At 33.4% G+C, this 13,284-nt stretch carries 9 protein-coding genes; 3 read left to right on the top strand and 6 right to left on the bottom strand.

Annotated features, from left to right (window positions below; translation table 11 throughout):
• Positions 1-110: 110 nt before the first annotated feature.
• The 3 genes from ACWV26_RS03610 to ACWV26_RS03600 form a co-directional block, all read right to left on the bottom strand.
• Positions 111-2,375: a LysM peptidoglycan-binding domain-containing protein gene (locus ACWV26_RS03610; RefSeq protein ID WP_455897012.1), complete on the bottom strand. Its 2,265-nt coding sequence runs from the start codon at positions 2,373-2,375 to the stop codon at positions 111-113.
• Between the two features lie 141 nt (positions 2,376-2,516).
• Positions 2,517-3,998, bottom strand: a complete 1,482-nt coding sequence (locus ACWV26_RS03605) for a UDP-N-acetylmuramoyl-L-alanyl-D-glutamate--2,6-diaminopimelate ligase (protein WP_455897011.1) — start codon at positions 3,996-3,998, stop codon at positions 2,517-2,519.
• A gap of 15 nt (positions 3,999-4,013) precedes the next feature.
• On the bottom strand, positions 4,014-5,069 hold the full coding sequence (locus ACWV26_RS03600) for a M42 family metallopeptidase (RefSeq protein ID WP_455897010.1): 1,056 nt from the start codon (positions 5,067-5,069) through the stop codon (positions 4,014-4,016).
• A gap of 103 nt (positions 5,070-5,172) precedes the next feature.
• Between ACWV26_RS03600 and ACWV26_RS03595 the strand changes: the two genes are divergently transcribed.
• Positions 5,173-6,798 carry a two-component system sensor histidine kinase NtrB gene (locus ACWV26_RS03595; RefSeq protein WP_455897009.1) on the top strand — a complete coding sequence of 542 codons (1,626 nt, stop codon included), beginning with the start codon at positions 5,173-5,175 and terminating at the stop codon, positions 6,796-6,798.
• A gap of 85 nt (positions 6,799-6,883) precedes the next feature.
• Here ACWV26_RS03595 and ACWV26_RS03590 read toward each other — a convergent pair whose 3' ends face one another.
• Positions 6,884-8,275: an aldehyde dehydrogenase gene (locus ACWV26_RS03590; protein WP_455897008.1), complete on the bottom strand. Its 1,392-nt coding sequence runs from the start codon at positions 8,273-8,275 to the stop codon at positions 6,884-6,886.
• A 145-nt stretch (positions 8,276-8,420) separates the two neighbouring features.
• Here ACWV26_RS03590 and ACWV26_RS03585 point away from each other — a divergent pair, with 145 nt between their 5' ends.
• Together ACWV26_RS03585 and ACWV26_RS03580 are read left to right on the top strand one after the other, a co-directional pair.
• The gene (locus ACWV26_RS03585; protein WP_455897007.1) at positions 8,421-8,573 is read left to right on the top strand and encodes a hypothetical protein; all 153 of its coding nucleotides are present in this window, start codon (positions 8,421-8,423) and stop codon (positions 8,571-8,573) included.
• Positions 8,574-8,673: 100 nt separating this feature from the next.
• The gene (locus tag ACWV26_RS03580) at positions 8,674-10,842 is read left to right on the top strand and encodes a YhgE/Pip family protein (protein WP_455897006.1); all 2,169 of its coding nucleotides are present in this window, start codon (positions 8,674-8,676) and stop codon (positions 10,840-10,842) included.
• Between the two features lie 718 nt (positions 10,843-11,560).
• On the opposite strand, the gene ACWV26_RS03575 is transcribed toward ACWV26_RS03580, so the two are convergent.
• Together ACWV26_RS03575 and ACWV26_RS03570 are read right to left on the bottom strand one after the other, a co-directional pair.
• The gene (locus ACWV26_RS03575; RefSeq protein ID WP_455897005.1) at positions 11,561-12,559 is read right to left on the bottom strand and encodes an anion permease; all 999 of its coding nucleotides are present in this window, start codon (positions 12,557-12,559) and stop codon (positions 11,561-11,563) included.
• Positions 12,560-12,576: 17 nt separating this feature from the next.
• Positions 12,577-13,197, bottom strand: coding sequence for a DUF47 domain-containing protein (locus ACWV26_RS03570; protein ID WP_455897004.1), 621 nt, complete (start codon positions 13,195-13,197; stop codon positions 12,577-12,579).
• Positions 13,198-13,284 lie beyond the last annotated feature (87 nt).

Here is a 13,284-nt window from a genome sequence, read left to right as displayed (position 1 = left end):
CTTACTTACTTATTTATTTAGTTTACCAATATTTTTCTTCTTCAAAACCTAACCTTTCAATTATAACAAAAAAAGTGGAGCTTTTAATACCCCACTTTATATAAAGCATCTTATTTTTTTACAATTAGTTGTTGTCCAACATAAATTAAATCAGATTTCAAATGATTCCAAACCTTTAGATTGTTAATGGAGACTCCGTAAATCTTACCTATAACTGATAAAGAATCACCGCTTTGAACGGTATATTTCTTTGAAGATGTTGACTTCGTATTAGAAATTGTAACATTATTTGTATTCTTTTGTGGCTTTTGGATTTTAATTTTTTGCCCAACGTATATTGTATCTGTTTTTAGATTATTCCAGGCTTTTAAATTATTGATTGAAACATTATAAACCTTCCCTATAACCGATAGTGAATCACCTGTTTTTACTGTATAAGTGGTTAAGTCGCTTGGACTTTTTGATATAGAAGTTGCCGTTGTTTTAACGGAAGAGTTACTTGTCTTAGTAATAATCGCTTTGCTTACATTCAATTTTTGACCTACATATATTCGATCGGATTTTAGATTATTCCACGTTTTTAAATTCGCAACTGATATTTTATACTTCTTTGCGATTTTTGATAGCGTATCTCCGCTTACTACTTTATACGTTTTGCTGGTTGTTGTAGTCGATGCTTTCTGTGTCGTTTTCGTTGTACTTGTTGTTTTAGCTGGTGTTACGGTAGTTTTGCTTATATTTAATTTTTGGCCTATATAAATATTATCGGATTTTAGATTATTCCACGCCTTTAGATTCGCAATTGATATTTTATATTTCTGTGCGATTTTCGATAGCGTATCTCCGCTTACTACTTTATACGTTTTGCTGGTTGTTGTAGTCGATGCTTTCTGTGTCGTTTTCGTTGTACTTGTTGTTTTAGCTGGTGTTACGGTAGTTTTGCTTATATTTAATTTTTGGCCTATATAAATATTATCGGATTTTAGATTATTCCACGCCTTTAGATTCGCAATTGATATTTTATATTTCTGTGCGATTTTCGATAGCGTATCTCCGCTTACTACTTTATACGTTTTGCTAGTTGTTGTAGTCGATGCTTTCTGTGTCGTTTTCGTTGTACTTGTTGTTTTAGCTGGTGTTACGGTAGTTTTGCTTATATTTAATTTTTGGCCTATATAAATATTATCGGATTTTAAATTATTCCACGCTTTTAAATTAGCAACTGATACTTTATATTTCTGTGCAATTTTAGATAGTGTATCACCGCTCACTACTTTATACGTCTTGCTAGTTGTTGTAGTTGGCGTTGTTGTTGTGCTTGTTGTTTTAGTCGGTGTTGTAGTGATTTTGCTTATATTTAATTTTTGACCAACATAGATGGTATCTGTTTTTAGATTATTCCACGCTTTTAAATTGGCAACCGATACTTTATATTTCTGTGCGATTTTTGATAGTGTATCCCCGCTTGCTACTTTATATATGCTGCTTGTTGTAGTTGGCGTATTTGTTGTACTCGTTGTTTTAGATGGTGTTGTGGTGGTTTTGCCAAGAGTTAATTTTTGACCAACATAGATGGTATCGGATTTTAAATTATTCCATTCCTTTAAATTAGCGACTGATACTTTGTATTTCTGTGCGATTTTTGATAGTGTGTCTCCACTTACAATTGTATAAGTCGTATTTGAATTATTTGCTGTAGGGGTACTTGTTTGTGAAGTATTCCCCGTAGATGTATCCTGATACCCGTTTAGTGTGTCATATTGTGTTAAGTTATATGTTTCTATTAGATTATTAAGTTTAGCTGCATAACGCGTATCAGTCGCATAGGTACCTGTTAATGCGGCAGTTGCATCTCGATATGTATTTGTATTTGCTACCCAAACATTTGCATAGAAAAATGGATTCCATGAAAGCCCATTTTTAATTAAGCTCACATAATCCTGTAGCGATTCTTGGTAGGAAGGATACTTTCGAAATTTAGCATTTATTTGAGAATATTGTCCTTTACCGTTGTCTTCTAATGTTGGGAATAATACAGAATTTCCATAGTATGAACCTTTCATTCCAAATAAATTATAATTTGGATAGGAAGCAAGCGCACTTGTCCCATAAGCACTTTCTAATGTTGCTTGCGCAATCATGACCGAAGCATATAAACCATTATTATTTGCAAGAGATCTTGCAATTGGAGCAATGCCATTTATAAACGAATTTACTGAATAAGATTGTATACTTACTTGGTTGCTATCGTTTTGACTATTTACTGCTGCTTCTGCAACAGTAGAAAGTGCTGTTGTAGTAATGATAGCTGACATTCCTGCGACTAAGAGTTTATTTGATTCACGTTTTTTATTGAATTTTTTATTATATGTCAATAGACCTATATTCTCCCTTCATTTTCCTTCTTTACATGTATAATAACATCTTTCTATCATCTATTTACCCATTCTCCTAAAAAACACAAAAAAATGCTACAAATGTTAATTATTCGTAACATTTGTAGCATTTGTAATGTGTTATTTGTTAGTAATTTTGAACTTTATTTTAGCTGCTTCTAGTGCTATATCAGCATCACTATGTGGATATTTTGTATTTTCAATAATTTGATAATCTTCATGGCCTTTCCCAGCGAAGATAATCATATCCCCTGGCTCAGCCACTTCTACAGCATAGCGCACAGCTTCTGCTCGATCACCGATACATTTATACTGATCATGTAACATACCTTTTTCGAGATCATTCATGATGCTGTCGTACTCTTCATAGCGTGGATCATCTGTTGTTAAAATTACATAATCTGCTTTTGATGCTTCTCTTGCCATATCTGGACGTTTTGATTTGTCACGATTACCACCAGTTCCTATTAAGAAAATCAATTTATTTTTCTTATAAGGCATTGCTGCTGTAATCGCCTTTTCAATTGCATCTGGCGTATGAGCATAATCGACAAAAATACTAATTGGGAAGCCTTTTGGTGAAACTTGTTGCATACGACCTTTTACAGGTTCCATTACTTCTAATTGTTCAATAATATCTTTGATTGCAAAGCCCTTACAATATAGTGCCGCAGTGGCAGCTAAAGCATTATACACATTAAATTCGCCTAGTAAATGTAATTGGACAGGGAAAGTACCTTCTGGCGTCACCATATCAAAGTAAGTCATATGATCATGATATTCGCAGTTAATCCCTCTAAAAATAGCTTCTTCATTTTTCAAACCATATGTCCATATAGGATACGGGGTTAAACCTGCATATCTTTCTGTCCATTCATCGTCAGCATTTAAGACAGCATGTTTGTCTTTTTCAAGGTCTTGACCTAGTTGAGAGAATAACAAGCCTTTTGCATTTCCGTAGTTTTCCATTGTGCCATGAAAATCTAAATGATCATGTGTAAGGTTCGTAAAGATGGCTACATCAAAGTCCACCCCAGCAACTCTTCCTAATACAAGACCATGAGATGAAACCTCCATAACCATGGAACTACACCCTTCAGCTCTTGCCCGGAAAATCATTTGTTGCGTAGATAACGCATCACTTGTTGTGTTTCCTGATTCATACATAATGCCATTTAGATTAAAGCCAATTGTCCCTTTTAAAGCAGAGGGAACACCTAAACCAAGTAAAATGGTTTCAATCATTGTGGCTACACTTGTTTTACCATTTGTGCCTGTAACCCCAAACATTGTAAGATCTTTTGAAGGGTAATCAAAGAATTTTGAAGCAAGTAACCCAAGAGTTCGATTTGTATTTTTAACGATTATTTGAGCAACTTCACCTTTCAAGTCTAACTCGCGTTCTGTTACAACAATGATGGCTCCATTATCGACTGCCTTTTGTGCGAAATCATGACCATCTACTGTGTATCCTTTAATACAGATAAAGATACTTTTTGGTTGAACACTTCTTGAATCAATTGCCATGTCTTTTATATTCTCAGGTAATGTACCTATAATTCGTTTAGTTGGTAAACATTGTAATAATTGTGTTGCTTGCATAATTAGTTCCTCCTATTATTCATCAATCATAGATGATGTAACATACGCAAGCAGTAATGCAGCTGTATTGCGTAGTGAATCGACATGAGTTCGTTCATAAGCATGTGATGATTCAATGCCTGCACCAAATAACGCATGTCGAACATCGAACCCAGCCCGTATAGCAGATGATGCATCTGAGCCATAATATGGGTAGATATCTAATTTATAATCTATTTCATTAGCATTTGCGAGTGCTACTAATTGATGAGTCAATTCATAATGATATGGGCCGCTGGAATCTTTTGCACAAATTGAAACAGTGTATTCATTAGTAGATTGTCCGTCACCTATTGCTCCCATATCAACAGCAATATATTCTACAACTTCATTAGGGATACTTGCATTACCACCATATCCTATTTCTTCATTATTTGAAAAATAGAAATAAGTAGTATATGGCAATTCGATTTTTTCCGTAGTAATTCTTTTAAGTAGTTGAAGCAATAAAGCGGTACTTGCTTTGTCATCAAGGTGACGTGATTTTACAAATCCCGTTTCTGTTACTTCAAAACGCGGATCAAACGAAACAAAATCTCCTACTTCAATGCCTTTAGAACGAGTATCTACATCATTTAAAACTTTTTCATCCACACGTACTTCAATATGTTCATCATTTCGTGGTAAATCTCCTGCTCCTTTATATACATGGACAGAAGTTTCATGCATTAAAATGGTGCCCCGAATCTTTTTACCTGACGCCGTATTGATTGTACAATATTCACCTTCTACAGCATTCCAATTAAAACCTCCAACCATAGATAATTTTAATCGACCACTTGGTTTAATATCTTTTACAATGGCACCTAGTGTATCTACATGTGCTGTTAGTAAACGATGGCGCACAGTATTTTTTCCAGGGATTGTTGCGATGATTGCGCCTTTATTGGTTTTTTTAAATTGTACACCTAATTCTTTTAATAATCTTGAGATAAATTTCATAATCTCTGTCGTATAACCTGACGGACTAGCAATATTCACTAATTCTCCTAACAATTCGACAGTTTCCTTTTCATTAAAATCGCTCTTCATTGTAATCCCTCCCGCTTATCCTTTTATAATATCAAAATATGACATTTTACGACAACGCTAAATGTTGTATGATGGTATTAATAACCATATTCGAGGTGTTTTGATGAAGCACTCTGCATTTTTGCGCAAAAGAAATCATTTCGTTTTATTTATACTTACGGCTACCGTTATAATTCTTACATTGTTTAGTTTATTAGGTCTGACCAAAAGTGAAATATTGCTCACAACAATCATGATTATCTATTGCCTTTTTATCACTGTCTTATCTTGGCTAAAAACAGATGAAAGATTAATATGTATTCTCCTATCCATTGGGCTAAATGGCATTGGTTTGATGATTAACTTACAATCAGACTACACGCATCATTTAATCTTTCTTATTTTACTACTTTTTGTACTTGCGTTATATCAATCGTTTTTGCTAAACATTGTTATGATGGTTGTCACAATATTGGAATTTACTTTATTACTTAAATACCATTATTATCACTTTTCGCATTACTATAATCAGAATGATATTACGATTTTCTTTCTTGTCATGAGCTTGATCGCCGTCATTGGCATAATCCAAAGTTCGTACTTAAATCGAAAATGGAAAAAGGTAGAGCAAAAAGCAAATCACAAAGAGCAAGAAATGTTATCCAAAGAAGGTTACCTAAAATTATTCTTTGAAAATGCCAAAGAAAGTATTGCTGTTTTTGATTTAGACAATCGCGTTATAGCGGTAAATCCAGCCTTCGAGAATCTTTATGGCTGGAAGAAGAGTGAATGTATTGGACAATCTATTCCTCTTGTTCCACCAGAAGATATTGAAAGCGCAAATGACCGATTTAGACGAATGCTAAATGGAGAAAGCTTTCACTTGTTAGAAACAAAAGATATGAAAAAAGATGGTACTATATTTGATGCAGAAATTTCTTTAGCACCAATACATGATAATAACGGAAAAATTATTGCAACTTCTGTTATTACACGTGATAATTCATATAAAAAAGAAGCAGAACAAATGCGTATCCAATCAGAAAGGCTCAAAATGGCTGGAGAAATTGCAGCGGGTGTTGCTCATGAAATTCGTAATCCATTAACCGTTATTTCAGGTTTTGTACAAATGATGAGCAATATTGAAAATTCGCCCTATAGCTACTATGTCAATTTAATCGATTCTGAAATAAACCGTGTTAATCTAATTATTAGTGAGTTTTTAGAGCTATCTAAGCCGAATTCTATAAATAAAGTAAACTTTAAGGTAGACCAAGTAGTATCCGAAATATCTACTTTATATAAACCTGAATTACAAATCAGAAATATACTCTTAACTGAAAATTTGCATGCTAAAGACCTTATCATTTCTGGAGATCCAAATCAAATTAAGCAAGTTCTCATTAACTTAATCAAAAACGCAGTAGAAGCAATTGAAAAAGATGGATGCATTACGATTTCAACTGATACTACTCCAGAGGGATATTGTTCAATAAGCATAGTAGACTCAGGGGCTGGGATGGAAGAGGAAGTAATCAAACATATCTTCGAGCCATTTTACACGACCAAAGCTAACGGAACGGGTTTGGGCATGATTATTACTGAGAAAATCATTCGTGAGCATAATGGATGTATCAAGATTGAAAGCACTGTGGGGGTCGGAACTGAAATAACAATTCAATTTCCATTTAAGGAAGGTAAACACAGTCTAGAACAAATTAAAAGTACAGCAGAAAAAGGATTGTCTTAATGTTAGACAATCCTTTTTATTTATCGTTAAAGAAATTGATCTGCTAAGCAAGAAAGTTCCTAGGCATAATCTCTAAAACAGACATCTATCGCAAAATTGTTTTTACCAATTTTGCCTTTTGCTTATATGGTGGGAATAACAAATTATTCGCTAACTTTGTTGACTTTTTCAAAATAGATTTCGGATGTGTAAAGCATTCAAAACTTGCTTTGCCATGATAATTATGAACTCCTGATGTTCCTACTCCACCAAATGGTAAATATGCATTTCCAACATGCGTAACCGTGTCATTAATACATCCTCCGCCAAAAGGTAATTCATCTAAGAAAAATTGGATTGCCTTTTCTGTTTCTGAAAAGAAATATGCAGCAAGAGGTTTAGGTTTTTGTCGAATTTGATGAATAGCCTGCCGCAAATCATCATAAACTAGTATTGGCATTATTGGACCAAAAATTTCATCTTCCATTATCGGGCTATTCCATGTAATGTCTTGTAATACAGTGGGTTCAATATAGAGGTCATCACGATCTAATTGACCTCCAAATAAAATATTATCTTGTTCTTGTTTCAATAATTCTGATAAGCGGTTAAAATGTTTCGTATTAATAATCCGGCCAAAATCAGGACTTTCTTTCGCATTTTTACCATAAAATTTTTGTAAAGTTTTTTTCAAATGGCGGATAAAAGGCACTTTCACAGACTCATGGACAAGTACATAATCAGGTGCCACACAAGTTTGACCCGCATTTGTAAATTTTCCCCATACAATCCGTTTGACCGCCACATCTATATTGGCCGTTTGATCTACAATTACAGGACTTTTACCGCCCAGTTCTAAAGTATAAGGGATTAACCGTTCAGCGCATGCCTTAGCAATAATTTTGCCGACAGCAACACTTCCTGTGAAGAAAATATAGTCAAAAGATGCATGGATTAGAGCATTTGTTTCTTCAACTTCACCTTCTACAATACATATATACTTTTCTTCAAATGTTTCTTGAATTATTTTCTTCACTATTGCCGCTGTATGCGGTGCTGATTCAGATGGCTTTACAATTGCTGTGTTACCACCAATTATTGCTCCTATTAATGGTTCCATTACTAACTGAAACGGATAATTGAATGGTCCTATAATTAAGGTTACTCCATATGGTTCACGCACGATAAAGCTTTTTGCAGGGAGAAAATGGATTGGTGTTGGAACTGAAACAGGATGCATCCATTCCTCTAAATACTTTTGCATAAAACTAATGCTCTCTAATACCAAGCCTATTTCCGTTGAGTAAGCTTCAAACTCGTTTTTATGTAAATCATCATATAAAGCTTGAAGAATTTCCTTTTCGTATTTTACAATTGTACTTTTTAGTTTTTTTAATTGCTCTTTACGAAATTCAAACTTTCTTGTAGCACTCGAAAAAAAATAATTTCGTTGTTCCGTAACCATTAACTCTACATCTTGTACAGTAAAATTCGCCATAGCGATCTCCTTTCAACGTATAAAAAAGGTGTTGTCATCCATACTATTTTCAAGCTAATAACATGTTGATTTGCCAGCACGTATTGTCTTTTCAAATTGTACCATTTGTAAAATTTGAATTCTACTCGCGAAGGGAGAACAGACGATGTTAAAAACAAAAACTTGGTGGGAATCATTATTTTCCGGAGATTTGTCAATTGGTATTTCACTTGAACGTCAACAAGAGTTAGAAGAAGAGGAATTCTTGTTTTTGCAAAATTTAAGCGATTCAGATCCCAATGAAGAAGTTTCAACATAGTATTTGTTTTCTTATCTTTATTTCTCCACTCCATTCCCTAGTATGTATACGGTAAAAAGCCGTATACATACTTTTTTCCTCTTCTAAAAGGTGGTCCAAAATGAAAAACAGCTTAAAAATATATCTTCAAGATATAAAAGTCATCGGTACAAATTGGGTATCAGCTATTATCATATGTGCCCTTGTCTTATTGCCTTCACTCTATGCATGGCTTAATATCATAGCAACTTGGGATCCATACGGCAGGACAAACCAAATTCCAGTGGGGATTGTAAACGAAGACAATGGTGCCACACTACAAAGCCAAAAATTCAATGCTGGAAATGAGCTTATTAAAGAACTACAAACGAATCATGAGATGAATTGGCAATTTACCAACCGTAAACAAGCACTTGAGCATTTAGAGCATGGCGATTATTTTTCCGTCATTATTATTCCAAAAGACTTCTCTCACCATCTTGCCACTGTCGTAAACGATACACCTACAAAAGCGCAACTTGATTACTATGTAAATGAAAAGATCAATTCTATTACCCCAAAAATTACAAGTAAAGGCGCTAGTGTTCTAGTAGATTCAATGAGTAGCAAATTTGTCGGTACGGTCAATGGAAAAATTTTCGAAATATTAAATCGTCTCGGCATCACGATGAAACAAGATTTACCTGATATTGAAAAATTCAGGAATTATGTATTTACGCTTGAAAGAGACTTACCTACTATATATAAAAAACTACAATCAGCTAAGCAAGATGCTAACAACGCTACCCAAATTATCAATCATGCAAGAGAATCTATTCCCAAAGCAAAAGAACTTACTTCACAAGGTCTTTCAACAGTCAATGAGACGCTAAAGTTTATAGATCGAGCTGAATCTGATTTGAATGCGATCGCACCGCAAGTAAAAAAAGACATGCAAAACGTACAACAGGTTACGAAGCAAGCAAATCAGTTACTAAAACAATTAAATCAATCAGGTATAAGTTTTACAGATATTAAAACAATTAAAACAAATTTAGATAATGGCATTTCAGTAGCAAAAGACAATATTTCATCTATTAACCAACTTCTACTTAATTTGAAACAATACAATGAAAAAAATAATAACACGACAAATGAGAAAACATTGAATCAAGCAATTACGCAAACAGAAAATGCACAAAACATAGTAAATGAAATACAAATAAATTCAAAAAAATTTGACAATACACTGTCAGATAAAGAACATGAAATCACAAATTCCCTAAATCAGTTGCAACAAATTACTTCAGATACTTCTAGTGGATTAGACAATTTTATTAACATCTATTCAGATACAATAGAACCAACTATTTTTAATCAAATCAATAATGCAAAACAAACTTTAACTGGAGCAAAGAACGTATTAACAGATATACAAGGAACAATTCCTAGTGTAGAATCATTATTAAATAATACAAATCGATTTCTTGGAGATACAAATAATTACCTTAATACCTTTATTGGTGAATACCCATTAATAAATGAAAGGGTTCATCGATTAGCTAATCAAATTCGTGCTTTTGAAAAAGAGACCGACTTAAACAGTTTAATCCAATTATTATTGAATAATCCCACTGCAGAAAAATCCTTCTTTGAGGAACCTATTAAAATGAAGGAGCATCGGGTATTTCCTATTGAAAATTATGGAACAGGTATGTCGCCATTCTATTCTGTTTTAGCCATTTGGGTTGGCTGTTTATTATTAATTTCCATTTTAGCAATCGATTTAAGAAAGGAATCCGAATTTAAAACGCGTGAAGTTTATTTCGGGAAATTGCTCACTTTTTGGACAATAGGACTGCTTCAAACTTCCATTATTGTATTGGGTGATCTTTTCATTTTAAAGATATCCGTTGAAGAGCCAGTTTGGTTCTGCTTATTTAGTTTATTTATAAGCGTTGTTTTTATGACAATTGTTTATACATTAGTCTCAGTCTTTTTCGACATAGGTAAAGCATTGTCCGTTATTTTGCTTGTATTACAACTTGCAGGATCTGGAGGAACGTATCCAGTCGAATTACTGCCTAAGTTTTTCCAAGCTATAAATCCATATTTGCCATTTACTTATGCAATTTCAATGACTAGAGAAGCAATTGGCGGCATTATATGGTCAAAAATAAGAACCGATTTTCTATTCTTATTCATTGTTTTCTCCTTTATCATACTTTTTGGGAGCATATTCAAAAAACGCATAAATTATTTAACACGAAGGATGTTACAAAAATCAAGAGATTCAGGTCTATTCCATTAATGTTAATTAAAAACAAAAAGCGGATACAATTCGTATCCGCTTTATATATTAAAATAACTTTTTATCCATTGACTTTTGCTCAATAGAAAACTATGATTCTTACATAGCTAAGACACAATAATCTCAAATAAAAGCCTTACACAATTATAAAATATGTAAGGCTTTTATTCTTAGTATTCAGTATCTCCCCAAATACTAAAAACAGTTATGTTAATAACTAAAAAAGCTACTAATCCAGCAATTCCTACTAGCATTCCAAACACCTTCCATTTAAAATATGTTGCACAAAATAATCTAAGATTATTGTTTTTTATATAAAAAATCTCATATTTTGAGCATATTTTTATAGGAAAATATAAACCTATTTAATTATTATAGTAAAAAACCAGCCCTATTCGCAAATTTTTTATCTTACATTTTACTTTTTAGTCATTAATCAATCTTCATTAAATGCATTTCCAAATATTTCACTTGTTTTTTTCACAAATTCATGTATAATTTTATTTTAGGTGCCAAACCTATGTGAGATTTACTTGTAAATCATCACAAAAAAGAGCTCCGTAACGGCACGGATTGCCGGGAGTTCTTTTCTTATGAGCAGGCAGATGAGCGCCTGCTTTTTTTATTTTTGCATTTAATACAATAATCATCCACTCCTACTAACCCAAGATTACATAAAAAAAACTGTCTACAGCTATGCTGCTAGACAGTTTTACTTTTAGAAAAGCATGTTTAAAATAAAGTAGCAAATTGCTGCAAGCGATGCAGCGATTGGCATCGTAATAATCCATGTCAGTACAATCTTACGTGCTACTCCCCACTTAACACTTTTTATACGTTGCGCAGAACCTACACCCATAATAGCTGAAGAAATAACATGAGTCGTACTTACAGGTAAATGGATTAATGTTGCTCCGAAGATAACAGAAGCTGATGCTAGGTCTGCTGCTGCTCCATTGACAGGTCGAAGCTTCATTATTTTACCACCTACTGTTTTGATGATTTTATAACCACCAATTGAAGTACCTAACCCCATTGCAGTAGCTGCTGCTACACGCACCCAAAATTGGATATCATCACCAGACTGCCAACCTACAGCGATTAACGCCATTGTAATAATACCCATCGCCTTTTGAGCATCATTCGTACCATGTGTAAAAGCTTGTAATGATGCCGTACAAATTTGTAACAAGCGAATACCTTTATTTGTTTTATAAAGATGTGCTTTTCTGAAAATTATTTTGAATAGGCTCATCATTAAGAAGCCCATCACTATAGCGATAATTGGTGAAATCAATAGCCCTTCAAGAATTTTAATAAAGCCATTGTAGTTCAAAATGCCAAATCCTGCTGCTGCAATAGCTGCTCCAGCGATTGCACCAATAATGGCATGTGAAGAACTTGATGGTATTCCAAAATACCAAGTGGCCAAATTCCAAATAATTGCTGCAATTAATGCAGCTAGTATAACAAGAGAACCATTTGATAATGCAAATGGATCCACGATATCTTTTGTGATTGCTTTGGCTACACCTGTAAAAGTAATTGCACCAATAAAATTCATAATTGCCGCTAATACAACAGCGACTTTGGGTGGCAGAGCTCTCGTTGAAACGGATGTTGCAATAGCATTGGCTGTGTCGTGAAATCCGTTGATAAAATCAAAAGCTAACGCGAAAATTACGACTAATACGGTCAGTACAAATATTGAATCCATTCGTTTACATTCGCTCCTTATGCATTACGCATAATAATTGTTTCCATCGTATTTGCTACGTTTTGACAATCATCTGCAATATCTTCTAGTTGTTCATAAATATCTTTAAATTTAATAATTCGGATTGGATCTTTTTCATGTAAGAACAGTTGCTTAATAGAAGTACGCAATACTTCATCACATTTACTTTCATAATCTTTTATTAAAATAGCATGATTTCGCATACTAGCTAATTCTTTATTTTGTAATTTCTCCATAGCTTTTACGATTTCATCAGTACTTTTTACGATATAACTGATGAATGTATTCATGGATTCATCAATTTCTGTTAATGCAAACATATCGAAATGTGCAATACATTCTTCCATACCATCAAGAACATCATCCATACTATTTGCTAAAGCAAGGATATCTTCTCTTTCAATTGGAGTCATAAATGATTTGTTTAGCATTACAATCAATTCATGGATAAGAGAATCTCCATCTGTTTCATATATTTTCATTCTTTTGCTAATTTCTGATAAATCCTCTAAATTGTGTATACGAAAATCGTTCGCATAGTGTAATGCTTCTTGAACGTTGGCTGAAATTTTTGCTAATACCTCAAAGAATGGATCTGCTTTTTTTCGACTAAACATAAATTCCTCCTGAAAAGTTAGTGCTAAAACTTGTTGTTTAACGGAAAATATCTTAACAATAAATTTAAAAAATATCGCTTAAATTTA

The organism is Rummeliibacillus sp. JY-2-4R (assembly GCF_053847205.1).
This window is presented reverse-complemented; position numbering and strand designations above follow the sequence as displayed.

Bases quoted from the DNA above. Each gene is read 5' to 3' on its own strand.
- ACWV26_RS03585 (WP_455897007.1), top strand. From the start codon at position 8,421: ATGTTAAAAACAAAAACTTGGTGGGAATCATTATTTTCCGGAGATTTG.
- ACWV26_RS03590 (WP_455897008.1), bottom strand. From the start codon at position 8,275: ATGGCGAATTTTACTGTACAAGATGTAGAGTTAATGGTTACGGAACAA.
- ACWV26_RS03595 (WP_455897009.1), top strand. From the start codon at position 5,173: ATGAAGCACTCTGCATTTTTGCGCAAAAGAAATCATTTCGTTTTATTT.
- ACWV26_RS03575 (WP_455897005.1), bottom strand. From the start codon at position 12,559: ATGGATTCAATATTTGTACTGACCGTATTAGTCGTAATTTTCGCGTTA.
- ACWV26_RS03570 (WP_455897004.1), bottom strand. From the start codon at position 13,197: ATGTTTAGTCGAAAAAAAGCAGATCCATTCTTTGAGGTATTAGCAAAA.
- ACWV26_RS03600 (WP_455897010.1), bottom strand. From the start codon at position 5,069: ATGAAGAGCGATTTTAATGAAAAGGAAACTGTCGAATTGTTAGGAGAA.
- ACWV26_RS03605 (WP_455897011.1), bottom strand. From the start codon at position 3,998: ATGCAAGCAACACAATTATTACAATGTTTACCAACTAAACGAATTATA.
- ACWV26_RS03580 (WP_455897006.1), top strand. From the start codon at position 8,674: ATGAAAAACAGCTTAAAAATATATCTTCAAGATATAAAAGTCATCGGT.